The organism is Methylorubrum populi (genome assembly GCF_002355515.1).
Classification (GTDB): domain Bacteria; phylum Pseudomonadota; class Alphaproteobacteria; order Rhizobiales; family Beijerinckiaceae; genus Methylobacterium; species Methylobacterium populi_A.
Genome location: NZ_AP014809.1, coordinates 5,374,027 through 5,400,173, shown reverse-complemented (window position 1 = coordinate 5,400,173; position 26,147 = coordinate 5,374,027). Strand labels below are relative to the sequence as shown.

25 protein-coding genes are annotated in these 26,147 nt (G+C 70.1%); 19 read left to right on the top strand and 6 right to left on the bottom strand.

Going from position 1 to position 26,147, the window contains the following annotated elements:
* The first annotated feature begins 6 nt into the window (after positions 1-6).
* From MPPM_RS25135 to MPPM_RS25100, 8 genes are all read left to right on the top strand, one after another.
* Positions 7-2,934, top strand: a complete 2,928-nt coding sequence (locus MPPM_RS25135; protein ID WP_096487405.1) for a monovalent cation/H+ antiporter subunit A — start codon at positions 7-9, stop codon at positions 2,932-2,934.
* Entirely contained in the window at positions 2,934-3,302 is a 369-nt protein-coding gene (locus tag MPPM_RS25130; protein ID WP_096487404.1) for a Na+/H+ antiporter subunit C, read from the top strand. Before MPPM_RS25135 ends, MPPM_RS25130 begins: the two co-directional genes overlap by 1 nt.
* The gene (locus tag MPPM_RS25125; RefSeq protein WP_096487403.1) at positions 3,299-4,951 is read left to right on the top strand and encodes a monovalent cation/H+ antiporter subunit D; all 1,653 of its coding nucleotides are present in this window, start codon (positions 3,299-3,301) and stop codon (positions 4,949-4,951) included. Before MPPM_RS25130 ends, MPPM_RS25125 begins: the two co-directional genes overlap by 4 nt.
* Positions 4,948-5,436 carry a Na+/H+ antiporter subunit E gene (locus tag MPPM_RS25120; RefSeq protein ID WP_096487402.1) on the top strand — a complete coding sequence of 163 codons (489 nt, stop codon included), beginning with the start codon at positions 4,948-4,950 and terminating at the stop codon, positions 5,434-5,436. Before MPPM_RS25125 ends, MPPM_RS25120 begins: the two co-directional genes overlap by 4 nt.
* Positions 5,433-5,717: a K+/H+ antiporter subunit F gene (locus MPPM_RS25115; RefSeq protein ID WP_096487401.1), complete on the top strand. Its 285-nt coding sequence runs from the start codon at positions 5,433-5,435 to the stop codon at positions 5,715-5,717. Before MPPM_RS25120 ends, MPPM_RS25115 begins: the two co-directional genes overlap by 4 nt.
* Positions 5,714-6,055, top strand: a complete 342-nt coding sequence (mnhG, locus tag MPPM_RS25110) for a monovalent cation/H(+) antiporter subunit G (RefSeq protein ID WP_096487400.1) — start codon at positions 5,714-5,716, stop codon at positions 6,053-6,055. The genes MPPM_RS25115 and mnhG overlap by 4 nt, the downstream gene beginning before the upstream one ends.
* Before the next feature lie 363 nt (positions 6,056-6,418).
* A complete protein-coding gene (locus tag MPPM_RS25105; protein ID WP_096487399.1) occupies positions 6,419-7,507 on the top strand; it encodes an OmpA family protein in 1,089 nt (362 codons plus the stop codon).
* Positions 7,508-7,517: 10 nt separating this feature from the next.
* Positions 7,518-8,198, top strand: coding sequence for an AprI/Inh family metalloprotease inhibitor (locus MPPM_RS25100; RefSeq protein WP_096487398.1), 681 nt, complete (start codon positions 7,518-7,520; stop codon positions 8,196-8,198).
* Between the two features lie 109 nt (positions 8,199-8,307).
* Here the strand turns inward: MPPM_RS25100 and MPPM_RS25095 are convergent, their stop codons facing one another.
* From MPPM_RS25095 to MPPM_RS25070, 5 genes are all read right to left on the bottom strand, one after another.
* On the bottom strand, positions 8,308-9,291 hold the full coding sequence (locus MPPM_RS25095; RefSeq protein ID WP_157914289.1) for a M48 family metallopeptidase: 984 nt from the start codon (positions 9,289-9,291) through the stop codon (positions 8,308-8,310).
* 19 nt (positions 9,292-9,310) lie between these two features.
* The gene (locus MPPM_RS25090; RefSeq protein WP_096487396.1) at positions 9,311-9,868 is read right to left on the bottom strand and encodes a LemA family protein; all 558 of its coding nucleotides are present in this window, start codon (positions 9,866-9,868) and stop codon (positions 9,311-9,313) included.
* A 499-nt stretch (positions 9,869-10,367) separates the two neighbouring features.
* The gene (locus tag MPPM_RS25080) at positions 10,368-12,203 is read right to left on the bottom strand and encodes a long-chain-acyl-CoA synthetase (protein ID WP_096487395.1); all 1,836 of its coding nucleotides are present in this window, start codon (positions 12,201-12,203) and stop codon (positions 10,368-10,370) included.
* An 11-nt stretch (positions 12,204-12,214) separates the two neighbouring features.
* The gene (gene metA, locus MPPM_RS25075) at positions 12,215-13,225 is read right to left on the bottom strand and encodes a homoserine O-succinyltransferase MetA (RefSeq protein ID WP_096487394.1); all 1,011 of its coding nucleotides are present in this window, start codon (positions 13,223-13,225) and stop codon (positions 12,215-12,217) included.
* Between the two features lie 33 nt (positions 13,226-13,258).
* Positions 13,259-14,551 (bottom strand): O-acetylhomoserine aminocarboxypropyltransferase/cysteine synthase family protein, encoded by a 1,293-nt coding sequence (locus MPPM_RS25070; protein ID WP_096487393.1) that lies wholly within the window; start codon positions 14,549-14,551, stop codon positions 13,259-13,261.
* A 438-nt stretch (positions 14,552-14,989) separates the two neighbouring features.
* Here MPPM_RS25070 and MPPM_RS25065 point away from each other — a divergent pair, with 438 nt between their 5' ends.
* The 3 genes from MPPM_RS25065 (at position 14,990) to MPPM_RS25055 (ending at position 17,155) form a co-directional block, all read left to right on the top strand.
* A complete protein-coding gene (locus MPPM_RS25065; RefSeq protein WP_096487392.1) occupies positions 14,990-15,424 on the top strand; it encodes a cupin domain-containing protein in 435 nt (144 codons plus the stop codon).
* A 28-nt stretch (positions 15,425-15,452) separates the two neighbouring features.
* Positions 15,453-16,319 (top strand): branched-chain amino acid aminotransferase, encoded by an 867-nt coding sequence (locus MPPM_RS25060; RefSeq protein ID WP_096487391.1) that lies wholly within the window; start codon positions 15,453-15,455, stop codon positions 16,317-16,319.
* A 254-nt stretch (positions 16,320-16,573) separates the two neighbouring features.
* Positions 16,574-17,155 carry a phosphatase PAP2 family protein gene (locus MPPM_RS25055; protein WP_244573412.1) on the top strand — a complete coding sequence of 194 codons (582 nt, stop codon included), beginning with the start codon at positions 16,574-16,576 and terminating at the stop codon, positions 17,153-17,155.
* Positions 17,156-17,339: 184 nt separating this feature from the next.
* On the opposite strand, the gene MPPM_RS25050 is transcribed toward MPPM_RS25055, so the two are convergent.
* Positions 17,340-19,043 carry a thiamine pyrophosphate-binding protein gene (locus MPPM_RS25050; RefSeq protein ID WP_096487389.1) on the bottom strand — a complete coding sequence of 568 codons (1,704 nt, stop codon included), beginning with the start codon at positions 19,041-19,043 and terminating at the stop codon, positions 17,340-17,342.
* 328 nt (positions 19,044-19,371) lie between these two features.
* On the opposite strand from MPPM_RS25050, the gene MPPM_RS25045 reads away from it, so the two are divergent.
* From MPPM_RS25045 to MPPM_RS25010, 8 genes are all read left to right on the top strand, one after another.
* Entirely contained in the window at positions 19,372-19,893 is a 522-nt protein-coding gene (locus MPPM_RS25045; protein WP_096487388.1) for a flavin reductase family protein, read from the top strand.
* Between the two features lie 186 nt (positions 19,894-20,079).
* Positions 20,080-20,349 carry a phosphopantetheine-binding protein gene (locus MPPM_RS25040; protein ID WP_096487387.1) on the top strand — a complete coding sequence of 90 codons (270 nt, stop codon included), beginning with the start codon at positions 20,080-20,082 and terminating at the stop codon, positions 20,347-20,349.
* Positions 20,350-20,436: 87 nt separating this feature from the next.
* The gene (locus tag MPPM_RS25035) at positions 20,437-21,639 is read left to right on the top strand and encodes an acyl-CoA dehydrogenase family protein (protein WP_096487386.1); all 1,203 of its coding nucleotides are present in this window, start codon (positions 20,437-20,439) and stop codon (positions 21,637-21,639) included.
* A gap of 39 nt (positions 21,640-21,678) precedes the next feature.
* Entirely contained in the window at positions 21,679-22,611 is a 933-nt protein-coding gene (locus MPPM_RS25030) for an amino acid--[acyl-carrier-protein] ligase (RefSeq protein ID WP_096487385.1), read from the top strand.
* A gap of 22 nt (positions 22,612-22,633) precedes the next feature.
* A complete protein-coding gene (locus MPPM_RS25025; protein ID WP_096487384.1) occupies positions 22,634-23,587 on the top strand; it encodes an alpha/beta hydrolase in 954 nt (317 codons plus the stop codon).
* Between the two features lie 11 nt (positions 23,588-23,598).
* A complete protein-coding gene (locus MPPM_RS25020) occupies positions 23,599-23,856 on the top strand; it encodes an acyl carrier protein (RefSeq protein WP_096487383.1) in 258 nt (85 codons plus the stop codon).
* Between the two features lie 5 nt (positions 23,857-23,861).
* Positions 23,862-25,223: an AMP-binding protein gene (locus MPPM_RS25015; RefSeq protein WP_096487382.1), complete on the top strand. Its 1,362-nt coding sequence runs from the start codon at positions 23,862-23,864 to the stop codon at positions 25,221-25,223.
* Positions 25,220-25,966 carry an SDR family NAD(P)-dependent oxidoreductase gene (locus MPPM_RS25010; protein WP_096487381.1) on the top strand — a complete coding sequence of 249 codons (747 nt, stop codon included), beginning with the start codon at positions 25,220-25,222 and terminating at the stop codon, positions 25,964-25,966. The genes MPPM_RS25015 and MPPM_RS25010 overlap by 4 nt, the downstream gene beginning before the upstream one ends.
* Positions 25,967-26,147: the final 181 nt, after the last annotated feature.

The window sequence follows — 26,147 nt, the reverse complement described above, 5'->3', positions numbered from 1 at the left end:
GGGTTGATGTCGTCCAACGCTCTTCTTGCCGCCGCCGCGATCCTTCCCTTCGTGGGCTCCGTGCTCACGGGAGCCCTGCCGAGCCATGCCCGCACGGCCGCCGCCCTGCTCGCCGGATTCGTGACGCTGGCCAGCCTCGGCTGCATCCTCGCGCTGACGCCGCAGCTGGCCGGAGGCAGCACCGTCGTCCATGCGGTCGAGTGGCTGCCGAGCCTCGGCGTCAACCTCGTGCTGCGGCTCGACGGCCTCGCCTGGTTGTTCTGCGTGCTGGTGCTCGCCATCGGCGCGCTCGTGGTTCTCTACGCGCGCTACTACATGGCCGCCGCCGATCCCGTGCCGCGGCTGTTCTCCTATTTTCTCGCCTTCGTCGGCGCGATGCTCGGCATCGTGCTGTCCGGCAACCTGATCCAGCTGGTCCTGTTCTGGGAGCTGACGAGCATCGTCTCGTTCCTGCTGATCGGCTACTGGTACGATAACGCAGCGGCCCGCGACGGCGCGCGGATGTCGCTGACGATCACCGCGGCGGGCGGTCTGTGCCTTCTCGTCGGTACGATCCTGATCGGGCGCATCGTCGGCAGCTACGACCTCGACACGGTGCTGGCCTCCGGCGACACGATCCGCAACAGCCCGCTCTATCTGCCGGCCCTGGTGCTGGTGCTCATGGGCGCGCTCACCAAGTCGGCCCAATTCCCGTTCCACATCTGGCTGCCCCGCGCCATGGCGGCGCCGACGCCGATCAGCGCCTACCTGCACTCGGCCACCATGGTGAAGGCCGGCATCTTCCTGATGATCCGCCTGTGGCCGGTGCTCTCGGGCACCGAGCAATGGTACTGGATCGTCGGCAGCGCCGGCATGGCGACCCTGCTGGTCGGCTCGTGGAGCGCGATCTTCCAGCACGACCTGAAAGGTCTGCTCGCCTACTCGACCATCAGCCATCTCGGGCTGATCACGCTGCTGCTCGGCCTCAACTCGCCGCTCGCCGTGGTCGCGGCGATCTTCCACACGGTGAACCACGCCACCTTCAAGGCGTCGCTGTTCATGGCGGTGGGCATCATCGACCACGAGACGGGGACGCGCGACATGCGCCGCCTCTCGGGCCTGTGGCGGGCGATGCCCTACACGGGCACGCTCGCCATGGTCGCCGCCGCGGCGATGGCCGGCGTGCCGCTGCTCAACGGCTTCCTCTCCAAGGAGATGTTCCTGTCCGAGGCGGTCGACAACATGGGCGACCACCCGATCCACATCGCCCTGCCGGTTCTGGCGACGCTCGCCAGCGCCTTCACCATGCTCTACTCGCTGCGCTTCATCCGCCAGACCTTCTTCGGCCCGCCGCCGCACGACCTGCCGCACGAGCCGCACGAGCCGGTTCGGTGGATGCGCATCCCGATCGAATTGCTCGTCCTCACCTGCATCGCCATCGGCCTCGTGCCGAACCTGACCATCGGTCCGGCGCTCGAGCGTGCCGTGAGCGCGGTGTTCGGCGCGGACGCCCCGACCTACAGCCTGGCGATCTGGCACGGCTTTAACCTGCCGCTGGTGCTTAGCATGACCGCCCTCGTCGGCGGCGTGCTGCTCTACGTCCTGTTCGGCAAGCGCATCGACACCAATCCCCGCGGCGGTCCCTGGCTGATGGACCGGCTCGACGGCGGCCGGCTGTTCGAGCGGCTGATGACCGGCCTGACCAAGGGCGCCCGCGTCCTGGAGCAGTGGTTCGGCGCCGAGCGGCTCCAGCCGCAACTGCGCATCCTGTTCCTCGCCGCCCTCCTCGCGGCGCTCGCGGCGGGCATGGCCCGCGGGCTCGACCTGTTCGCGCCGGGCCGACTGACGCCCTTCGATCCGGCCTTCGCGCTGATGTGGATCGTCGGCGCGGCCTGCGCGGTCGGCGCGGCGGAGCGGGCGAAGTACCATCGCCTCTCGGCCACGATCTTCGTCGGCGGAGCGGGTCTGGTGAGCAGCCTGACCTTCCTCTGGCTCTCGGCGCCGGATCTCGCGGTGACGCAGATCCTCGTCGAGATCGTCACCACGGTCATGCTGCTGCTGGGCCTGCGTTGGCTGCCCAAGCGCGACGCGGCGATCCCCGCTCCGCCCTCGGAACGGGCGCGGGCGCGCCGCCGCCGCATCATCGATCTCTGCATCGCCGCCTGCGTCGGCCTCGGTCTCGCCGGGCTCGCCTACGCGGTGATGACCCGCCCGGCCGGCGACGGCATCGCCCGCTGGTTCATCGAGGAGGCCTATCCGCAGGCCGGCGGACGCAACGTCGTCAACGTGCTGCTGGTCGATTTCCGCGCCTTCGACACGCTGGGCGAGATCTCGGTGCTCGGCATCGTCGGGCTCACGGTATTCGCCCTGCTGCGCCGTTTCCGCCCGGCGCCGGACAGCTTGGAGCGGCCGAAGCAGCAGCACAGTCACGACGCCTATGACCGCGCCCGCGAGGGCCGCAAGCCCGGCGACACCGCCGCCGACGCGCTGCTCGTGCCGCGGGTGGTGATGACGTGGCTGTTCCCCTTCATCATCCTCCTGTCGCTGCACCTGTTCCTGCGCGGGCACGACCTGCCCGGCGGCGGCTTCGCCGCCGGCATCGCGCTCACCATCGCCTTCATCCTGCAATACATGGCCTGCGGCGCGCAGTGGGTGGAGGAGCGCCTGCGGATCCAGCCGATCGCGTGGATCGGCCTCGGCCTGCTGATCGCGGTCGCGGCCGGAGCGGCCTCCTGGGTGTTCGGACGGCCCTTCCTCACCGCCTATTTCGCCTATTGGGAGCTGCCTCTGCTCGGAAAGGTGCCGGCGGCGAGCGCCCTGGTGTTCGATCTCGGGATCATGGTGCTGGTGGTCGGCGCGAGCGCCCTGATGCTGGTGGCGCTCGCCCACCAATCCCTGCGCCGCACCCGCAGCAGCGAGGCGGAAGCCGAGCGGGCCGCCGAGGAGACGGCGTAATGGAGATCGTGCTGTCGGCCGGAATCGGCATTCTGGCCGCCTCCGGCGTATGGCTGATGCTGCGCCCGCGCACCTTCCAGGTGGCGCTCGGGCTGTCGCTGCTGAGCTACGCCGTCAACCTGTTCATCTTCGCCATGGGCCGGCTCACCGTCGGCGCACCGCCGGTGTTGGGGAAGGGCGCCGAGGTCGTCTCGGTCGACGATCCGGTGCCGCAGGCGCTGGTGCTCACCGCGCTGGTGATCAGCTTCGCGCTCACCGCCCTGTTCCTCGTCGTGCTGCTCGCCGCCCGCGGCGTCACCGGCAACGACCACGTCGACGGCCGCGAGCCGCACCACGCCGAGCCGACACCGGAGAACCCGCATCCATGACCGCGCCTCTCCTGAGCGGACCCGGCGCGGTCCTGTGGTCCGACCATCTCATCGTGCTGCCGATCGTGCTGCCGATCGCAGTCGCCGGCGCCATGTTCCTGATGGACGAGCGGCGCCACCGCCTGAAGTCGGCGCTCAGCCTCGCCACGGTGCTGGCGATGCTCGCCACCGCCCTCGTCCTCGTGACCCGGGTCACTCAGGCGCCGGAGGTCTACCGCCTCGGCAACTGGGCCGCGCCCTACGGCATCGTGCTGGTGGCCGACCGGCTCTCGGCGATGATGCTGACGCTGTCCGGCGTGCTGGGGCTGTCCGCCCTCGTCTTCTCCTTCGCCCGCTGGGGCCGGGCGGGACCGCGCTTCCACGGCCTGTTCCTGCTGCTCCTGATGGGGGTGAACGGCGCCTTCCTCACCGGCGACGTGTTCAACCTGTTCGTGTTCTTCGAGGTGATGCTGGCCGCCTCCTACGGGCTCGTGCTGCACGGCTCGGGCGAGACGCGCATCCGCGCCGGGCTCGGTTACATCGCCGTCAACCTCGTCGCCTCGCTGTTCTTCCTCGTCGGCGTCAGCCTGATCTACGGCACGACGGGAACGCTCAACATGGCCGACCTCGCCCGGCGCCTCGCCGGTCCGCCCGGCGAGGCCGCGCTGTTCGAGGTCGGCTGCGCCGTGCTCGGCGTCGCCTTCCTCATCAAGTGCAGCGCCTGGCCCCTCGGCTTCTGGCTGCCGACCACCTACGCCGCCGCCACGGCCCCAGCGGCGGCGATCCTGGCGATCCTCAGCAAGGTCGGCGTCTACGTCGTGATCCGCCTGAGCCTGCTCCTGTTCGGGGCCGGCAGCTCGGAGGGGTTCGGCCAGACCTGGATCCTCGCGACCGGTCTCGCGACGATCGCCTTCGGAACGATTGGGATCCTCGCCGCGCGCGAGCTGACGCGGGCAGCGGGCTATGCCGTGATGATCTCCTCGGGCACCGTGCTCGCGGCGCTCGGCACAGGCAGCGACGGGGCGCTCTCGGGCGCGCTCTACTACCTCGTCGGCTCGACCTTCGCCGCCGCCGCCCTGTTCCTGCTGGCCGAGATCCTCCAGCGCGGCCGCGATCCGGCGGACGCGGCGCAGCCCGTCTTCGCCGACGAGTATCGCGACCCGTTCGACGATGCCGGCGCCACCGAAATCGGCCGGGCAATCCCCGCCGCCGTGGCGATCCTCGGCGGCGGCTTCCTGCTCTGCACGCTGATGCTCGCCGGCATTCCGCCGCTCGCCGGCTTCGTCGGCAAGCTCGCGATGTTCTCGGGCCTCGCCTCCGGCACGATGACCGCCGCGGCCTGGTGGCTGATCGCCGTGCTCACGCTGTCGAGCCTCGGCACCCTGATTCCTCTGGTCCGCCTCGGAATCTTCAGCCTCTGGGTGCCGCACGACGACCCGCCCCCGGTGCTGCGCTCGCCGGAACTCGCGAGCCTGAGCGTCCTGCTCGCGGCCTGCGTGGCGCTCGCTCTCTGGGCCGGGCCGGCGCTGGCCTACACCGAGGCCACGGTGCGCTGGCTGTCGCAACCGCAGGACTATGTCCGCGCCGTGCTCGACTCGGGTGCGGGCAAAGGTGCCAGTACCGGGGCCGGCAAGGATGCCGCTCGAAGCAAGGCGGGAGCGGGATCGTGAGCACCGTGCTGCCCCATCCCTTCCTTTCCGCCGGCCTCACCCTGATGTGGCTGGTGCTGAACGCGCCTCCGAGCCCGGGCAACATCGTGCTCGCGCTCCTGATCGGGCTGACCGTGCCCGCGGTGATGCGGGCGCTGCGCCCCGCGCCGGTCCGGGTCCGCCGACCCGGCCTCGCCGTCCGGCTGCTGTTCACCGTGCTCTACGACATGCTGCGCTCCAACCTCGACGTCGCCAGCATCATCCTCGGCCTGCACCGCGGCGAGCGGCGCACCGGCTTCGTCTCGGTCCCCCTCGACATGCGGTCGTCCTTCGGCCTGTCGGTGCTGTCGATCATTCTGACCGCCACGCCCGGCACCCTCTGGGTCCAGTACGATTCCCATACCGGGCGCCTGCTCATGCACCTCCTCGACGACACCGACAGCGAGGGCTGGGTCCGCCGCGTCAAGGACCGCTACGAGCGTCCACTGATGGAGATCTTCGCGTGAGCGCCGCCGCCGTCCTCGACTGGGGCCTCGGCCTCGCCCAAGGCATGCTGGTGCTGGCGATGGCGCTCGCCGCGTGGCGGATGCTGCGCGGCCCCCGCGCCCAGGACCGCATCCTCGGCCTCGACACGCTCTACCTCAACGGCATGCTGGCGATCGTCGTCCACGGCATGCGCACCGGCAGCGGGCTCTATTTCGAGGCAGCACTGATCCTCGGCATGATCGGCTTCACCGCCACGGTAGCGCTGGCCAAGTTCCTGATGCAGGGCGAGGTGATCCAATGAACGGTCCCGACCTGCCCGCCTGGGTAGCCTGGATCGTCGTGGTGCTGGCGGTCGGCGGCGCCGGCTTCTCGCTGACCGGGGCGCTGGGGCTGATCCGCCTGAAGTCCTTCTACGAGCGCGTCCATGCCCCGACGCTCGGAGCGACGCTGGGCGCCTTCCTCATCCTGGCCGGCTCGATGCTGCTGCTCTCGTTCGTCGAGGGTCACATCGTCCTCCGCGATACGCTGATCGGCCTGTTCATCACGCTCACGACGCCGGTGACGATGCTGCTGCTCGCCCGCGCCGCTGCCCATCGCGACCGCACCGAGAAGAATCCGGGCGCGCCGCCGGAGCCGTGAACCTGCGACGGTCGAGCAGCATGGCTCAGCTCGGCACCGCCATCGATCAACGCGCGGCGTCGAGCGGCCGAAACCGGCATTCGATCCCGCGCTCAATCGACGCGAACCTTCCCATCTGATCGATTTTAATCTTATAAGCGATTGAATACAGAAATTTAAAAAATTCAGATCAAAACGTCACATCCACAAAGGGCATTTTGCCGCAAAATACTTGAAATTTATGAAATATGCCGGAATATTTATTCAAATAAAAAAATTCTACCTCAATGATCAATCTTATTCCGCGTCGCCGCTCGCAGCATTGATTTGTCGAATCGCAGCGAAGTCAGTATACGCCACGGCCGGACTGACGACGAGGATACGATGAAGCGCCTGTTCGCATGCGCCGCGCTGCTGCTGATGGCGGCGGGGCCGCCGCCGGCGCGGCCAGCCTCGCCGCCGCTCAAGGCGGGCGCGATCCCGCCCGGCGATGCCCCCGGCGCGCGCGATGCATCGGTCCTGCCCCGCTATGCCGGCGGGATCCTGCTGGAGAGCCGGGACAGCGCCTTCGACGAGATCCGTCTTCCGAACGCACCGCTGGAGCGGCAATCCGACAAGGTGGACGCTCACAACAACGACGTCTACCTGCCCCCGGAGCCCCTGACCGTCGAGGGACGGCTCACGCGGATGAGCTATCTGCAGCCGGAAGGCCGCTCGGCCCTCGAGGTCGTGCGAGGCTATCAGCAGGCGGTCAAGGATGCGGGCGGCAGCGTGCTGTTCGAGTGCAGCGGCGACGCGTGCGGCGGCTCGGCCGTGAAGGCGGCGCGCTCCGGCGGCAGCAAGACCGGCATCATCCACATGCTCTATCCCTACGACATGATCGCCGGGCCGTGGACCGAGTGCGTGCTGCAGGAGGACCGCTCCGGCCAGCGCTACACCCTGCTCGACCTGCCCAAGGCGGGCGGGAAGGCGGCGGTGCTGGCCTGGACCGTCGGCGACGTGTCCGCCGGCTCGAACTGCAAGGCCTGGGTCGGCCGGCTGGTGACCCTGGTCGTCACGGTGGAGACCGCCAAGCGCGAACAGCGGATGGAAACGACCGCCGCCAGCGCGATGGGGCAGGGGCTCGCGCAGGAGGGCCGCGTCGCGCTCTACGCCATCCAGTTCGACACGGCGAAGGCCGACATCAAGCCGGAGAGCCGGCCGCAACTCGCGGAACTGGTGAGCTTTCTGCGCGGCGCCCCCGCGACGAAGGTTCTCGTGGTCGGGCACACCGATAACCAAGCGGGGATCGACTACAATCTCGATCTCTCGCGCCGCCGCGCCCAGGCGGTCGTCGCCGCTCTGACGAGTGCAGGCATCCCGGCAGGCCGCATGGCGGCGCAGGGAGTCGGCATGGCCGCGCCACTGGCGAGCAACGAGACCGAGGAAGGCCGCGCCAAGAACCGGCGCGTCGAACTGGTCAAGCAGAACTGACAGGCCTCTCATGCGCGACCGGCTCCTCGCCGCGATCCTCCTGCTCGCATCAAGCTCCGGGGCCGGAGCCGCTCCCACCCCCTCCTTCATCAAGGACAGCGTCGGCGAGTGGCTCATCGCCACCGATGATGGCCGGCCGGGATGCCGCGTGACGCTGTCGGCCGAGCCTGCGGGCAAGCTGTGGCGGGCGACCCCCGCCGAGGCCTGCGCCGCGCGCCTGCCGGCCGTGGCACGGGCGAGCGCCTGGGACTACCAGTCCGGCATCCGCCTCTTCGCCCCGGACGGCAAAATGCTCCTCGAATTCGGGGAGGACGAGACCACGATCATGAAGACGTCGTTCGAGGCGCCGCCGGTCCACTTCATGGTCCGGACCAAGCCCGGCGTCGAGCGCGCGCCCTACGCCCCCGCCCTCGTTGGATCGTGGGTGCTTCGCCGCCCCGGCGGACCGAGTCTGTGCCCGCTCACCCTCGCGCGGTCGCCGAAGGACGGCGAGACCGAACTGACGCTCAAGACCGGCACGCCCTGCGATCCCGCCATCGCGCGGCTCAAGCTCGACTCGGTCCGCGTCGAGGACTTCACGCTGATGCTCTACGGCAAGCCGGAAACGTCCCTGAGCCTTGAACCGTCGGGACCCGAGAGCTTTGCCAAGAGGGAGGGCGGCAAGCCGCTCGAGATGGTGAGAACGCCCTGATTCAGACCATGGTCGATCGCAGCGGAGCCCGTATCGGCGGGCCCGCGCGGTGTTCGGGAGCAGCTCGAACCCGCCTTGCAGCGATCGATGGACCGGATCTCGTTTGCGCTCAGGCTCCCCACGGCATCCGTCCGCCGGCGTAGCGCATGATCGCACCGATCCGGTCCTCGACCGGGGGATGGGTCGCCAGCAGGTCGAGAAAACCCGAGCGCGGATTGTCGAAGCAGAGTTCCATGACCCCGGAGGGTGCGCGCACCAGATCGCCGCGCCCGGAGATCTTGAGAAGCGCCGAGATCAGCGCGTCCGGATCCTTGGTCAATTCCACCGCTCCGGCATCCGCGACGTATTCGCGGCTGCGCGAGAGGGCGAAGCGGATCGCCTGGGACAGGACCCAGGCGAGCACGATCAGCGCCGCACCGAGGAGCATCGCCGGGACGGCGCCCGTCCTCTTGCCGTCGCCCTGCGCTGGCGCGCGCATCAGGTCGGCCCGGGCCATCCCCTCCGCCACGAAGGCGTAGAGGCCCGCGATCACGACGGCCAGCATCATCGTCCGCACGTCGTCGTTGCGGATATGGGTCAATTCATGGGCAAGCACCGCCCGCATCTCCCGGGCATCGAGCGCTGCCATGAGGCCGGTCGTCACCGTGATCGCGTATTGCTGCGGGTTGAGGCCCGTGGCGTAGGCGTTCAGCGCGGAATCGTCCACGATCTGCAGCGCCGGGACGGTGATGCCCCGCGAGATGCACAGGTCTTCGAGCAGGCGATGCAGGCCGGGCGCCTCCGGCCGCGCCAGCAGGCGGGCGCCGACCACGCCGGAAACGAGGGCTTGGTGAGCGTGAAAGGCGACGAAGAGCCAGAGGACGGTTCCGGCGACGGCCAGCGGCCCGACCCAGACAAGGTCATGCATCGCCGCGCGCAGATAGGCGCCGAAGCCGGAGACCGTTCCAACCGGCAGGGCGGCCTGCATCGCCCGCACGACGAGGGCCACGCCGTAGGCCAGCACGAGATTGAGGACGAACAGGCCGAGGAGGAGGGTGCGGGACCGGACCTCGTTCGCGCGGATGTGGGTGTAGAGGCCGTAGGCGGGCAGCATCGCGAGGCCGGAGGCGCACTCAGAACGCGACCCGGGGCGGGACATCGAGCGACGGGCGCGCGCCCTCGCCGACGTCGAAGAACGGCCTGGGCATGAAGCCCAGGGGGGCCGCGAAGAGGACGGCGGGCACCGCCGCGATGGCGGCGTTGTACTCTGCGACCGCGTTGTTGAAGAAGCGCCGGGCCGCCGCGAGCTTATCCTCGATCTCCGCGAGCTGCCCCTGAAGCGTGAGGAAATTCGTGTTCGCCTTGAGGTCGGGATAGGCTTCGCCCAGGGCGACCAGACGTCCGAGCGAAGCCTGCAGCGCCCCCTCGCTATGCGCCACCTGATCGGGGCCGCGGGCCGCCGCGGCGGCGTTGCGCGCTTGGATCACCGCATCGAGCGTGCCCTTCTCGTGAGTGGCGTATCCACGCACGGTCTCGACAAGGTTCGGAACGAGATCGTGGCGCTGCTTCAACTGGACATCAATGTCGCCGAAGGCCTGTGCCGTGCGCTGACGGAGGGCGACGAGCCCGTTGTAGGTGACGACGATCCAGATCAGCAGGAGGATTACGGCGGCCACGAAAACCCATTCCATGACCAAATTTCCCCAGCGAGCAGGACAGTTCGAGGCCGAAATCCATGAACACAGATGCCCCTCGAAGTCCACTTCACTCGGAAGAGCGGCGAGAACTGCTTTCGGAAGCGAAGCATCCTGAGCCGGTCCGCGGATCATGATCAGGACAGGCACCGCGCCACGGATCGCCAGGAATGCGTGCAGCCTCGCCACCACCATCATGCTCGCGCATAGCCTGGGTCTGGAGGCGTTCGGCCTGTTCTCGACAGCCTGGATCGCGGTGCTGCTCACCGTCAGCCTGCAGCTCGGCCTTGTCGTCTGCCCGATGATCAGCATCGCGCCGGGTGAGGCCGGGCACGGCCTGTGCCGCTCGGCAGGCTGCAGCCGGCCTGAATGCGGGACCCCGAAGGGATCATCCCTTTGGCGGGGTGCCGGGGCAGCGCCCCGGCTTCCCTTCAACCAGGGCTCTGGCCTGGACCCGCGAAAGGACTCGTCCTTTCGAAATTTGGATCGATGCGCGCTACAGACGCAGCGTTCCGCCAGTAATCTGCACGTAGAGCGCTCGATCGATCCGGCGGTAGGCGCCGTCGCGGTCGATGTAGAGCGGGTCGTCGGTGCGGTCCGGGTCGAAGCCGTCCTCGGCCAGCGCGCCCTTCTTCTGCTTGAAGGTCTCGGTGTGGCCGAGTTCGTCGCTCAGGCGCAGGAACAGCGGCCGGGCATAGGCCGGCAGCCGGCTCTCCATCTCCGCGTGAAGCTGCGCGAGATCGAAATCGGGCCCGACCGCGAGCGCCGCCATGCCCGCCCGGCCCTCGGCGCCCGGCACGGCGACGCCGTAGACATTGGCCTCGCGCACGCCCGCGACGCGGTGGAGCGCGTCGGCGACCTCCGTGGTGGCGACGTTCTCGCCCTTCCAGCGGAAGGTGTCGCCGAGTCGGTCGACGAAGTAGAAGAAGCCCTGCGCGTCGCGGCGCATCAGGTCGCCGGTGCGCATCCAGGCATCGCCGGGCTCGACCACGTCGCGCAGCACCTTGCGCGCGCTCTCGGCAGCGCTGGTATAGCCCTCGAAGGTGTATTCCGCCTTGTCCGAGAGCCGGCCGAGCAGCTCGCCCGCCTCGCCGGACGCGGCGGGGATGCAGCGCCCCGCTGAATCGCGGGCGGGCAGGCCCGTCGCCGGATCGTGGCGCACGATCAGGGCCGGCGAGCGCCTCGCCATGAAGGAGGGCACGCGCCCGACCGCGCCGATCCGGCCCTCGACATTGTAGAGCGAGAGCGTGCCCTCGGTCGCGGCGTAGAATTCGAGGATGCGGGGGATGCCGAAGCGGGCCTGGAACGCCTCCCAGACCTCCGGCCGCATCCCGTTGCCGGTGCAGAGCCGCAGGCGGTGCCGGGCCTCGACCGGATCGGGGGCAGCCAGCGTCAAGTAGCGGCACAGCTCGCCGATATACTGGAACAGGGTCGCGCCGGTCTCGGCCACGTCGGCCCAGAACCGGCTGGCGGAGAACTTTTCGCGGAGGACGACGGAGCCGCCGCCGAGCAGCACCGAGCCCGGCGCCACCACGCCGCCGACGCTGTGGTAGAGCGGCAGGCAATCGTACATCCGGTCCTCCGGCGTCGGGTCGATCAGGCCGGCGAACCAGTGGGTCCACATCATCACCCGGTGGTGGCTCACCCGCGCGGCCTTGGGCAGACCGGTGGTGCCGGAGGTGTAGATCAGGAGCGCCGGGTCGCGCAGAGTGACGGAGGGCGCCTCGTCGGGGCCGAGCGGCGCACCGGAGAACGCCGCCGAGGCCGCCGCGAGGGTGCCGTCCGCATCGCCCCCCTGCCACACGATCTCCGGCCTCTCGGCGAGGTGGGGCAGGGCACCCTCCAAGGCCTCGGCAGGGTCGGCGGCGACGATGACGAGCCGGGGCGCGGCGACGGCGATGCAATGGGCGAGGCCCGCGCCGCGCAGGTTGGTGTTGAGCAGCGCGACGCAGACGCCGACGCGGGTCAGCCCGAGCCAGACCGCGAGATAATCCGGACAATTCCGCATCAGCAGGGCGACGGTGTCGCCCTTGGCGAGCCCGCGGGCCAGGGCCCAGCGGGCGTAGCGGTTGCGGCGCTCGGCCAGTTCGCTGTGGCTCAGGGTCTCGTCACGGCCGATCAGGGCCGGAGCCGACCCACGCTCATCGGCGATCGCGTCGAGGACGAGGGGGAAGATGCGCTCCGGCTGCGCGTCGATCCGCGCCGTGCGGGCGAGGGCGCCGAGCCAGCCGGCGGTGGAGGAGGTCCGCGGCGGGGGAAGCGCCGCGCTCTCCGGCTCCGGGCTATCGGGGCGCGGATCGGGGGAGGGCCGTTCGGACGACGAGAGATCCATCGCGGGCGACCTCAGGCGGCGAGCGCGGCGGTGCGGGCCGAGACCAGCGCGAGCCAGTTGCGGAACAGCCCGGCGGCGCCCTCCGGCCAGCCGGCCGGCCGGGCGGGTGTCTCGGCGATCGTCGGGAAGTCGGCATGCAGGGCCGGCGCACGGTCGGCCCGCGCCATCGCCGCGAAGGCCTCGAGACAGGCGACCGACTCGTCGGTGTAGTAGTTCTCGGGAAGCGAAGGGCAGGTCTCGCGCTCGCCCTCGAGGAAGCGGCCGACATCCCGGCGGTACTCGCGGGCCAGGGTGTCGGCGTCGTATTCCGGATGGCCCTGGAGAAAGACCATCGGGGCGCCGCCCGCCCCGTCACGAACGAACAGATCAACCCCGACCGCGTCCGAGCGGCGCAGGATGCGGTAGCCGCGGGCCGCCAGTGCCGCCTCGGGAAGGTCGTTCCAGCGCGAATGCGGCACCGGCATACTCGCCGGCATCCCCGCCAGCAGCGGGTGCTCGGCCACCACCCGGCAGGCGTAGACGCCGGAATACTTGGCCGGCAGCGGCCGCCGCTCGATGCCGTCGAGATGCAGCACCGCCGCATGGGCGGCGAAGCAGGAGAATAGGGTTGGGATCCCTTGCGCCTCCGCCCAATCCACCACCGCCGCGAGAGCTGCGAAGAACGGCTCGTCGGCGAGGTGCCTCGCCTTCGGCTCGGCGCCGGTCACGACGAGCGCGTCGAGCCCGGCCCCGGCCAGCGCCTCGTGCGACGCGTAGAAGCGATCGAGATGGGCGCGGGCCAGCGGCCCCCGCGGCACGGTGTCGAGGCTGAACAGGCGCAACTCGACGCCGGGACCGATCAGGCGCCGGAACTGCCGCTCCGTCTGCATCAGGGCGGCATCGGGCATGTTGTTGAGGAGGCCGACCCGCAGGATCCGCTCGGGATGCGCTGGCTCCGACCACGGGGCGCCGGCGAGGCCGTCGAGTTCCGTCTCCGCGACGGGGCGGCTCGCGGGCAGGATCGAGGTGCCGTGGTCCAGCATAGCGGATCTCCCCTCAAACGGTGAGGAACGACGTCAGGCCGCGAGCGCGGCGGGGACGGCCGCCGCGAGCGCCTGGTCGAGGTCTTCGAGGATGTCGTCGATATGCTCGATGCCGACGCTGAGCCGGATCGTCTCCGGCAGCACGCCCGCGACCCGCTGCTCGTCGCGGGTCATCTGGCGGTGGGTGGTCGAGGCCGGGTGGCAGGCGAGCGACTTGGCGTCGCCGATATTGACGAGGCGCTTCACCAGCTTCAGCGCATCGTAGAACGCCTTGCCGCCCTCGAACCCGCCCGCGACGCCGAAGGTCAGGAGCGAGGAGCCCTCGCCCTTGAGGTACTTGCGCGCCATCGCGTGGTTCGGGCTGTCGGGGAAGCCGGCATAGTTCACCCAGGCGATGTGCGGGTGCGCCCGCAGGTACTCGGCGACCTTGCGCGCGTTCTCGACATGGCGCTCCACCCGCAGCGCCACCGTCTCGATGCCCTGCAGCAGCAGGAAGGCGGACATCGCCGGCAGCACCGCGCCGGTGGTGCGCTGGTAGACGCTGCGCGCCCGCGCGGCGAAGGCGCCGGGGCCGAAATGCTCGGCGTAGACGAGACCGTGATAGGAGGCGTCGGGCCGCGTGAACATCGGAAAGCGGTCGGGCTGCGCCGTCCAGTCGAAGCGCCCGGAATCGACGATGATGCCGCCGAGCGTGGTGCCGTGGCCGCCCATGAACTTGGTGAGCGAGGCGATGACGATGTCGGCCCCGTAATCGATCGGCCGCATCAGGATCGGGGTCGGCACGGTGTTGTCGACCACGAGCGGCACGCCGTGGGCGTGGGCAACCGCCGCCAGCGCCTCGATATCGCAGATATTGCCGGCGGGATTGCCGATCGACTCGCAGTAGACGGCGCGGGTGTCGCCATCGATCAGCGCCGCGATGTCCTCGGCCCGGTCGCTCGCGGCGAAGCGGCAGGTGATGCCCTGCCGCGGCAGGACATGGGCGAGCAGTGTGTGCGTCGTGCCGTAGAGCTGGGGCACCGCGACGATGTTGCCGCCGTGATCGGCGAGCGTCGCAATGGCGTAGTGCAGGGCCGCCTGCCCCGAGGCGACGGCGAGCGCCGAATGGCCGCCCTCCAATTCCGCCACGCGCCGCTCCAGCACCGCCACCGTGGGGTTGGCGATCCGGCTGTAGCGGAAGCCCTCCTCCTCCAGGTTGAACAGGGCGGCGCCGTGGTCGGCGCTGTCGAAGGCGTAGGCCACGCTCTGGTAGATCGGCACCGCGACCGCATGCGTCGCCGGGTCGTGCTCGAAGCCGGCATGGAGGGCGATCGTTTCGCTGCGCATGGTGTGAAGCCGTCCCGGAACCGCAGGGTTGGAGCCCCGTGAGCAAGGCCGGGACCAGGCTTCGCCGTACCGGAACGGGATGGCAGGGGCCGGCCTTCGACCGCGCGCGGAACCGACGCGGACCCCGGCCGGCGCCTCGGCGCGGAGAGGGGCAACAATCCTCGACCCGGTGTCGCGGCGCCGCCCGCCCGCTTTGTCCATGAGCAGGATCGATGATCGCCACCCGTCCCGAAACGGATCAGGCGTGCCAAATCGGATCTAACCTATCGAATAACGCCCATACGCGGAGATCAGCAGTCTTCGCGCCCATCGTCGTTAGTCATATTGCCAGGATCGACTTGTGATCCAGTCACCACCGTGCTTTCGATTCGAGCGAACGCCACCGGTGCGAATCCGGGCGCCAGCCCCCACAGCGAGGATGCCGTGTCGACCACAGCGATGATTCCGTCCGTGACCTCGGGCGAGCTGCGCTCCGCCCCGATCGAGCCGAGCTGGATCCACGAGGGACGGCCGGTGGCCCGCAACACCATGCTCTCGCGCAGCGCAGACGGCATGGCCTGGACCCTGGTCTGGGACTGCACCGCCGGGCGGTTCGAGTGGCACTACGACATCGACGAGACGATCCACTTCATCGAGGGCTCGGCGACGATCAGCGACGGCGTCTCGCCGCCGAAGACCTTCAAGGCCGGCGACGTGCTGTTCATCCCCCGCGGCGCGGTCTGCCACTGGCACGTCGAGAGCTACGTGCGGAAGGTCGCCTTCTGCCGCAAGACCCAGCCGAAGGTCGTGGCGCTGGCCCTGCGCGCCGCCGGCAAGGCCAAGCGGATGCTGAACCGCCGCGCCGGCTCCGGCGGGCAGCTCGAAGCCGCCTGAGACAGGCTTGCGCAGAGGATCGGACGCGATGACGATGCCGGACCACGATACCTGGACGTTCTTCGAGGGCGCGTGGCATCCCGGCAATGTCCGGATCATGGGGCCGCGCACCCACGGCGCGTGGCTCGGCTCGACGGTGTTCGACGGCGCCCGCGCCTTTGAGTGCGTCACGCCCGATCTCGACCTGCACCTCGCCCGGGTCAACCGCTCGGCCACCGCCCTCGGGCTGACGCCGAAGGTCGCGGTCGAGGAATGGGCCCGCCTCGTCGCCGAGGGGCTGACGCGCTTCGCGCCGGACGCCGAACTCTACATCCGGCCGATGTACTGGGCCGAGAGCGGCTTCGCCGGCGGCGTGCGCTTCGATCCCGCCTCCACCAATTGGTGCCTGTCGCTCTACACCGCGCCGATGCCGCTGCCGTCGGGCATCAAGGCGACGCTCTCGCCGTTCCGCCGCCCGTCGATCGAGGTGGCCCCCGTCGACGCCAAGGCAGGTTGCCTCTATCCCAATGGGGCGCGGGCGCTGACCGAGGCGCTGTCGCGCGGCTTCGGCAATTGCCTGATGCTCGACGGGCTCGGCAACGTCGCGGAATTCGCCAACGCCAACGCCTTCTTCGCGCAAGACGGCGTGGTGTACACGCCGGTCCCGAACGGCACCTTCCTGGCCGGCATCACCCGCGCCCGCGTCATCGCGCTGCTGCGCGGGGCCGGCGTCGAGGTGGTGGAGAAGACGCTGCGCTACGAGGACTTCCTGAGCGCCGACGAAGTCTTCACCGCCGGCAACTTCGCCAAGGTCGCCCCCGTCACCGGGCTCGACGACAGGCGCTTCGAGCCGGGTCCGATGTTTAGGCAGGCGCGCCAGCTCTACTGGGATTTCGCGCACGGCCGGCTGTCGTAGCGCTTCAAACCTGACGCTTCGGACCAGCCGCCAATGGCTGTTCGCCAATCTTTTTCGGCCAAGCGCTTCGATGCCTCAGCAGTGCGCTTCAGGCCAGATCCTGACGAACGGCCGTTCGGATCTGAGGCTTGACGCTCTGACCGGTGGGCCATCGCTGATCCAGCCATGGTGCCGAGAACGATTCCCGATCGGCTGCGTTTAGGGCCATGCTTTCGAAGACCTCCAGACATCCGCTCCGCGCCCGAACCGCCAGATTGGCCGGCAAGATCGAGGCGATTGATGTCGCAACGGGGATCTCGCTCGCTCGAACGAAGGATCATCCGGCCAATCGCGCCCTCGGATCAGTCGGCGAGGTCGGAAGCTGGCAATCTCTTCTCGCCTTGTCGGTTACGGTTCTGGCTTGCGGGACGATCGCCGGCAATCGCGGTCTCGCCGAGGCTGGACGCAACATGCTCGCCGCCGGCATCGCGGCCAGCATCGTCAAGACGACGCTCAAGCGGAGCGTCCACCGCACCCGTCCCAACGTGCTGATGGACGAGGGGCGCTACGCTCGAGGCTGGCCTGGGACCGGCATCGGCCCCTGGCAATCCTTTCCTTCAGGGCATGCGGCGCTGAGCTTTGCCGTCGCTCGGTCGGTGGCGCGCACCTCTCCCGGCCTTGCGGAAGCGGCGTATGCCGCCGCCGTCGGCGTCGCGGCCATACAGGTCGTCCGCGGGGCGCATTTTCCGATCGACGTCCTGGCTGGCGCCGCGATCGGCGTCGGAGCCGAATCTGTCTGCCACCGCATGCTGCGTCCGGACCCGGCAGGCGCGGGTCCTGATCCATCGGTGGGTTGAGGCAAACTCCGCTCCACGCCAGGAACCGAGCTGCGAGCGCGTTCCGACGAAGTAGCCGCCCCCTTCTCCCGACTTAGGAACGTGCGGCCGATCGGATCGAGGGCGAGCTACCGGGCGCCGTCACGTCGACGCTCCCCCGTCCGCCCGACGAAGATCCGTCTCCGCGAAGGGGAGGGCTCCTGTCTCATCCCCCCGCCAGCGCCCGCTCACGGATCGCCGTGAGGCTCATGCCCGGCGCGATCGCGTCGACCGACATCTTCACGTGGATGATCGCCGGGCGCCGCGCCGCCAGCGCCTCGTCCAGAGCGGCGGCAAAATCCTCCGTGCGCTCCACGGTGAAGCCGACGCCGCCGAAGGCGCGGGCGTAAGCTGCAAAATCCGGGTTCACGAGGTCGGTGGCGCAGACGCGGCCGGGGAAGTCCCGCTCCTGATGCATGCGGATCGTGCCGTAGCTCGCATTGTCGGCGACGATGCAGACGATGTTCAGGCCGTATTGCACGGCGGTGGCGAAGTCCTGGCCGTTCATCAGGAAGTCACCGTCGCCGTTGATCGAGATCACCGTGCGGTCGGGAAAGATCCGCTTCATCGCGACCGCCGCCGGCACGCCGTAGCCCATCGAGCCGGAGGTCGGCGCCATGTGGGTGGCGAGGCGGCGGAAGCGGTAGAATCGGTGGATCCAGGCGGCGTAGTTGCCCGCGCCGTTGCACAGGATCGCGTCCTCCGGCAGCGCCTCGCGCAGGCGCACCATCACCTCGCCGAGATTGACCGGGCCGGGCTGCGGCGTCGGCACCTCCGACCACGCCAGGTATTCGGCGTGCGCGGCGCGCGTCGCCTCGGCCCAGGGCCGCGCGGCGGGCGGCGCGAGCTTCGCCAGCGCCGCCGCCATGCGCGCGGGCGCGGCGGTGATGCCGAGATGGGGCACGTAGACCCGCCCGAGTTCCTCCGATCCGGGATGGATGTGGACGAGCCGGGTGCGGGGCGCCGGGATGTCGAGGAGCGAGTAGGTCTGGCTCGCAACCTCGCCGAGGCGCCCGCCGAGCACGATCATCAGGTCGGCGGCCTTCGCCCGCGCCACCAGCTTCGGATTGGCGGCGAGCCCCAGATCGCCGGCATAGCTCGGGTGCAGCGGGTCGAACAGCGGCAGCCGCCGGTAGCTCGTGGCCACGGGAAGGTCGAAGCGTTCGGCGAAGCGCCGGATGTCGGCGTAGGCCTGCTCGGTCCAGCGGCTGCCGCCGAGCACGAGGAACGGCCGCTCGGCCTCGGCGAGCAGAGCGGAGAGCCGCTCCAGATCCTCCGCGCCGGGAGCCGCCTCCACCGGTTCGAACGGGGGCGCCAGCGGACCCTCTGCGGCATCCTTCAGCATGTCCTTGGGCAGCGCCATCACGACAGGGCCCGGCCGCCCGCCGGTGGCGGTGTGGAAGGCGCGGGAGACGTATTCCGGCACGCGCGCTCCGGTCTCGATCTCGGTGGCCCATTTCGCGATCGGCCCGAAGGCGGCGCGGTAATCGATCTCCTGCCACGCCTCGCGGTCGCGCAGGCCCCGCTCGATCTGGCCGACGAACAGGATCATCGGCGTCGAATCCTGCTGGGCGATGTGGATGCCGGCCGACGCGTTGGTCGCCCCCGGCCCGCGGGTGACGAAGCAGATGCCGGGCCGGCCCGTCGCCTTGCCGTGAGCCTCCGCCATCATCGCCGCCCCGCCCTCCTGGCGGCAGACGGTGAGGGCGATGCCTGATTCGTAGAGCGCGTCGAGCACCGGCAGGTAGCTCTCGCCGGGCACCGCGAAGACGTGGGTGACGCCGTTGGCCGCGAGCTGCTCCACGAGCGCCTGGGCGGCGTTCCGCCCGCGGCGGGCGGCGGGCAGGGCGGGTTCGGCGCTTCGGGACATCGATCGGATCTCGCTTGACGGCCGGGCGCGTCCCGGATCGGGACCGGCCCCTTTGCACATCCTGCGGTTCGTACCGGAACTGCACAGTTTCCGGCCCCATCGGCCGGGCCCTGGACTTGCACAGACACGCCGCAAGGACAGGCAACGACATAGCGATGAACCGATAACGTCCGGTTTCGACCGGCCCGGAGCGGACAGGTTTCACCAGGCTCGATTTCAGCCCGCCGAACGGATTGCGAACGATGAGCGCGCCCCGGAGATCACCGATATCCCGCCTTCCGGCCGGCCCGCATACCGTCGTCGGTTCGAGCCAGGGACGGAGCGCGTGATGGCCGCCGCCGCGCTGCTCCCCCCGCCGCTCGCCGACGGGGCCCTCCTCAAGCAGGCGATGCGCCGCCTCGTCGGCGGGGTCGTCGTGGTCACCGCCGGCATCGGCGAGGACCGGGTCGGGTTCACCGCGACCTCGGCGGTCTCGCTCTCGGTCGATCCGCCGACCATGCTGGTCTGCGTCGATCGCCGCGCCTCGACCTGGCCGGTCATCGCCCGGCGGCGGCACTTCTGCGTCAGCATCCTCGGCGCCGGGCAGCAGGCGATCGCGGAGCGCTTCGCCGGGATCGGCGGGGTGCGGGGCGCCGCCCGCTATCGCGACGCGGACTGGAGCATCATGAAATCGGGCGCCTCCGGTCTCACCGAGGCACAGGCCATCGTCGATTGCACCCTGGACGAGGTCATCGAGCGGCACAGCCACGCCATCCTGCTGGGCGCCGTTCGCGAGGTGCGGCTGAGCCGGGTGGAAAGACCCGGACTCGCCTATGGCAACGGGCGCTTCATCAGGCTTTCACCGGAGTGAATCGTTGAAAGAACCTGCGGATGCCCGCATGCACTCCGAATGCAGCAGATTAACCAAGGAAGTATTTAAGATCAAAACGCACTTTTCTCATATAATACGAATCAGTATTTTCAATAAAACAAGTTGTCGTTGAGCCGAACAATCAGACGCCGGCGCATCCGGAACAGGTCGAGGGGAATTAGGACAATGTCGCAAGCGGTGACTGCAAGCGTCGCGGATCGCACCATGGGCCTCGCCTGCGCGATCGCCGCCCGCCACGCGATCAAGCCGGAATTCGGCCGATCGGACGCCCTGGTCGATGTCGGCCTGTCCTCCCTCGACCTCGTCAACCTGATGGTCGCGGTCGAGGCGGAGTTCGACATCATGATCCCGCCGGCCAGCCTGACGCCGAAGAACTTCTACTCGATCGAGACCATCGCCCGGATGGTCGAGAGCGTGCGCGGCCCGCACGCCTGACCGGTCCGGGATCGCGCGCCCCGAACCTCCGCGAACCCCTCTCACGTGCCGCCGGCCCGGCCGGCTTCAGCCCATCGGAGCCCCGCCATGACGATGCAGCCCTCGCCGCAGCCGGACGCCCGCATCGGCGACGCCGCCGACCTCCTGACCCGCGCCAGCGCCGCCGCCGCCATCGCCGCCGCCCATGCCGAGGCGGTGGACCGCGACGGGCGCTTCCCCGAGGAAGCCGTTGCCGCCTTCCGTTCGCAACGCCTGCTGGGAGCCGCCGTGCCGATCGAACTCGGCGGGGAGGGCGCCTCGCTGCGGATGCTCGCCGAGATCGCCTACATCCTGGGCCGGGCCTGCGCCTCCTCGGCGATGATCTTCGCCATGCACCAGACCAAGGTCGCCTGCCTGATCCGGCATGGCCGGGGCGAGCCCTGGCAGGACGGGCTGCTGCGCCGCATCGCCGACGAGCAGATGCTGATGGCCTCCTCGACCACGGAAGGGCAGGGCGGCGGCAATGTCCGCTCGTCGGCCGCCGCGATCGAGGCCGAAGGCGCGGCCGTCACGCTGGAACGGGCCGCCACGGTGATCTCCTACGGCGCCCAGGCCGACGGCGTCGTCACCGTCGCCCGCCGCTCGGCCGAGGCCGGGCCGTCCGACCAGGTGCTCTGCGTCTTCCTGAAGGAGGATTACAGCCTGGAGCGCCTGAGCGGCTGGGAGACGCTCGGCATGCGCGGCACCTGCAGCAGCGGCTTCCGCCTCAAGGCCCGCGGCCTGCCGCAGCAGGTGCTCGCCGCCCGCTATGCCGACATCCACAACCAGACCATGACACCGGTCTCGCACATCCTGTGGTCGAGCGCCTGGGCCGGGATCGCGGCCTCCGCCGTCGACCGCGCCCAGGCCTTCACCCGGACAGTGATGCGCGGCGCCGGCGGCGTCGCCCCGCCCGGCGCGCTGCACTACGCCCGCGCCGTCTCCAGCCTGAAGCAGGCCCGCGCCCTCATCACCCAGGCGCTCGACACCTTCGAGGGCGCCGAGGGCGATCCCGCCGCGCTCGCCGGCCTCGATGTCCAGACGGCGCTGACGATGCTCAAGGTCGAGGTCTCGGAACTCGCCGTCGCCACGGTGTCGAGCGCGCTGCGCGCCAACGGGCTCGCCGGCTACCGCCAGGACGGCGACTTCAGCATCGGCCGGGCCCTGCGCGACATCCTCTCGGCGCCGATCATGATCCACAACGACCGGATCGTGGCCAACCTCGCCACCGCGACGCTGATGTCGCCCGTCGCCGCCTCGCTCGGCGCCTGACGCCTGCGCCCGCTCTCACGCCCTGAGGACTTGCCTGCCATGAACATGCCCGTGATGAACGCGCCGGCCTCGCCGCCCGCGACCGATCCGCTCGACGCCCTGTTCGACGCGATGTTCAAGCCGATGAACGCGCAAGGCGTCTACGCCCGCACCGGCGCCTACGAGTCGGTGGTGGAAGCGCTGGCCGCCTTCATCTCGGCCCGGCGCGAGGCCGACACGGAAGTGTTCCGCTTCCCGCCCGTCATGAGCCGGGCGCATCTGGAGCGGCACGGCTACCTCAAGAGCTTCCCGAACCTTCTCGGCTGCGTCTCCTGCCTCGAAGGCACCGAGACCGAGATCCGTGCCTCGGCCGACAAGCATCTCGCCGGCGGCGACTGGACCGCGGACCTGCAGACGGCCGACCTCGTGCTGACCCCGGCCGCCTGCTACCCGGTCTACCCGATCGCCGCCGCCCGCGGCGCGGTGCCCGTCACCGGCTACCGCTTCGATGTCGCCTGCGACTGCTTCCGCCGCGAGCCCTCGCGCCATCTCGACCGGCTGCAATCCTTCCGGATGCGCGAATACGTCCGCATCGGCACGCCGGAGCAGATCGTCGCCTTCCGCGAGAGCTGGATCGCGACCGCCACCGCCATGGCCGACGAACTCGGGCTTCCCTACACGGTGGAGACCGCGAGCGATCCGTTCTTCGGCCGGCTCGGCCAGATCATGGCCTTCAGCCAGCTCGAACAGGCGCTGAAGTTCGAGCTGCTGATCCCGCTCCGGGGGGCTGCCGCCGGCACCGCCTGCATGAGCTTCAATTATCACCGCGAGCATTTCGGCACGACCTGGGGCCTGAACCTGGAGGACGGCGAGCCGGCCCATACCGGCTGCGTCGCCTTCGGCATGGACCGTCTCGCGGTGGCCCTGTTCGCCACCCACGGCGCCAGCATCGAGGCGTGGCCGGCCGCAATCCGCTCCGCGCTGAAGCTCTGACGAAGGCACCGGGAGCCGTCCGATGCCGCTCGATCCGCATGTCAGCCGCTTCCTCGACATGATGGCGCTCGGGAGCTCGGACGGCATCGCCCTGGACGCCCGCCGGGAAGCGATCCGCGGGCTTGCGCGCCTCGCCGGGCTGACGGCGGAGAGCGTGGGAGGCTGCGATCTCGTCCTGCCGGGTCCGGCCGGGCCGCTCGGCGCGCGGCTCTACGCGCCGGAGGGCGGCGAGGGTAGCGAGGGCAGTCCCGGCCTGATCTACCTGCACGGCGGCGGGTTGGTGACCGGCGACCTCGACACCCATGACGGGATCTGCCGGGTTCTGGCCGAAGGCGGCTCGGTCCGCGTCGTCTCGATCGATTACCGGCTTGCGCCGGAACATCCGTTCCCGGCCGCCCTCGACGACGCGCTGGCGGCGGCCGATTGGGTAGCCGCCCATGCGGACGAACTGGGAATTGATCCGGCCCGCCTCGGGATCGGCGGCGATTCCGCCGGCGCGGGACTGGCGGCGCGGGTCTGCCAGGAGCGGCGCGGTGGCACGATCCGCGCGCAGCTCCTGATCTGCCCGGTGCTCGATGTGCACGGCGCCCCCGCCTCGCGCCGCGACTTCGCCCGCGGCTACTTTCTCGACGAAGCGACGATCCAGGGCGATCTCGCCGCCTGCGGCCCCGCGGCCGCCGCGCCCTCGCCCCGGCTCTCGCCCCTGCGGGAGGCGGACCTCGCCGGCCTGCCGCCGGCCCGCATCCATACCGCCGAATACGATCCCGTCCGCGACGAGGGCGCGGCCTATGCCGCGCGCCTGCAGCGGGCGGGGGTCGGCGCCGCCCACACCTGCCACGCCGGCATGATCCACTTCTTCTACGGCCTCGGGCGGCTCGTGCCGCGCGGCCGACCGATCCTGTCGGACATCGCCCGCGACTTCGGCGAATGCCTTCGCGGCGCGTCCAGCCAGCCCGTCCTTGCAGCCCATCCTTGAGGAGAGCCACCATGTCCCTGCGTTCCACCGTCTTCGCCGAGATCGCCGCCATCGCCGCCGAGCAGGAGAAGCGGATGCCGCCGATCACCGACGACCTCGTGATGCTCGACACCGAGTTCGACTCGCTCTGCTTCGCCCTGCTGGTGGCGCGGATGGAGGATCTCACCGGCGCCGACCCGTTCAGCGAGATGGACGCCTCCGACCTGCCGGTGACGGTGGGCGACCTCGTCGCCCTCTACGACCGCGCCGCGACCCGTCTGGCGGCCTGACCGCGATGATCCTGCGCGAGAGACTTCTGGCGGCGGGCGGTCTCGACGACCTGTTCCTGTCCGATCACCGCACCGAGCGGAATCTCGCCGGGATCGTCTCCGGCGGGCGCGACGCGCACGCGACCGCGGCGCTGGCCGGCCGCCGGGTGCTGCTCGCCGTGGGCGGGCAGATGGCGTCCGCCCGCGCCATGATCGCGCTGGACGGCCTCGCCGCCCGGCTCGCCCTCGTCCCGCCGAAGCTCGCGCCGGAGCACATCGCCCGAATCGCCCTCGATGCCGAGGCCGAGATCTGCGTCACCGACGCGGAAGGGCTTCCCGCGGACGCCCTGCCGGGCCTGCCCCGCATCGACGCCGAGGAGGCTTTTCGCGCAGCCGCGGAGACGCCGCGCGAGACGGAATGGGCTCTGGCCACCTCCGGGACGACCGGGGCGCCGAAGCTCGTCGCCCACACCCTCGAAGGGCTGGCCGGCGGCATCAACACCGCCGCGACCCCGGAGCCCGGCACGGTGTGGAGCACCTTCTACGACATCCGCCGCTACGGCGGGTTGCAGGTCCTCCTGCGGGCGATGCTCGGGCCGTCCTCGCTCGTGCTCTCCGAGGCGAGCGAGCCGGTGCGCGACTATCTCGTCCGTGTCGGCGAACGACAGGTCAGCCACATCCTCGGCACGCCCTCGCATTGGCGCTTGGCCCTGATGAGCGCGGCGCTCGACCGGCTGAGCCCCCGCTACGTTCGGCTCTCGGGCGAGATTGCCGACCAGACCATCCTCGATGCCCTGCGCGGCGCCTTCCCGCAGGCGCGCATCGCCCATGCCTACGCCTCGACCGAGGGCGGCGTCGGCTTCACCGTCGAGGACGGGCAGGAAGGCTTCCCGGCCGCCCTGATCGGGACGCGCGCCGGAATTGAGATCACCGTGCGCGAGGACAGCCTGTTCGTGCGCTCATCCCGCACCGGCCGGCGCTATCTCGGCGCGGCGCCCGAGGCGCTGATCGCCGCCGACGGCTTCATCGATACCGGCGACCTCGTGGAGCGGCGCGGCGAGCGCTACCACTTCCTCGGCCGGCGCAGCGGCGTGATCAATGTCGGCGGCGCCAAGGTGCAGCCGGAAGAGGTCGAGACCGTCATCAACGTCTTCCCCGGCGTGTCGATGTCCCGCGTGCGCGCCCGGCCGAACCCGATCCTCGGTGCCGTGGTCGAGGCGGAGGTGGTGCTGCGCGCCGATGCGGGCGCGGATCAGGCAACCCTCAAGAAGGCGATCATCGCCCATTGCCGCCCGCGGCTTGCCGGCCACAAGGTTCCGGCGAGCGTGAAATTCGTCGACGCGCTGCCGATCACCTCGGGCGGCAAGCTGGTGCGGAGGGGCGCGTGAGCGACGAACTCAAGACCGGACGCCTCGTCGTCGTCACGGGGGCGAGCCGCGGGCTCGGCCTCGCCACCGCCGCGACGCTCGCCGCCGACGGGTTTCGCGTGGTGGCGCTCGCCCGGCGCCCGAGCGAGGCGCTGGAGGCGGCACAAGCGGCGGCCGGTCCCGGCCGGATCAAATTCATGGCCGGCGATCTCGGCGAGATCGACGCGCTGCAGCCGCTCGCGCAACGAATCCGGGCCGAGCACGGGCCAGTCTACGGCCTCGTCAACAACGCCGCGCTCGGCACGCCGGGCCTGCTCACGACGATGCCGGCGAGCAAGATCGCCGAACTCGTCCACCTCAACACCCTCGCGCCGATGGTGCTGACCAAGTATCTCGCCCGCGGGATGATGACGGCCGGCGCCGGCCGGATCGTCAATGTCAGCTCGATCATCGCGTTCACCGGCTACAACGCGCTCTCGGTCTACGCCGCGACCAAGGCCTCGATGATCGGCTTCACCAAGTCGCTCGCCCGCGAAGTCGGCCGGCTCGGCGTGACGGTGAACGCGGTGGCGCCGGGCTTCATCGAGACGGCGATGACCGGCGAGATGGACGAGGCCGAGCGCGGCCGCGTGGCCAACCGCAGCGCCCTCAAGCGGCTGGCCGAGCCGCAGGACGTGGCCGACGCCGTCGCCTACCTGATGTCAGACCGAGCCCGGAACATCACCGGCACGGTCCTCACCATCGATGCCGGCAGCACGGCGTGAACTGCGCCGGCGGCGGTGCCGCCGATTCAGACGGCCACGCGATCCGACGATCGTTGGTGTGAAATCAGTATTCGCCCGCGCTGTCTTGCTTGATCCCGATCGATCAGATCATTCGTCTACCAAGAAGTGCCGTCTCGCAACGGGACAGACCGACCGGCATCGATTTCGCTCGATTTCGAGC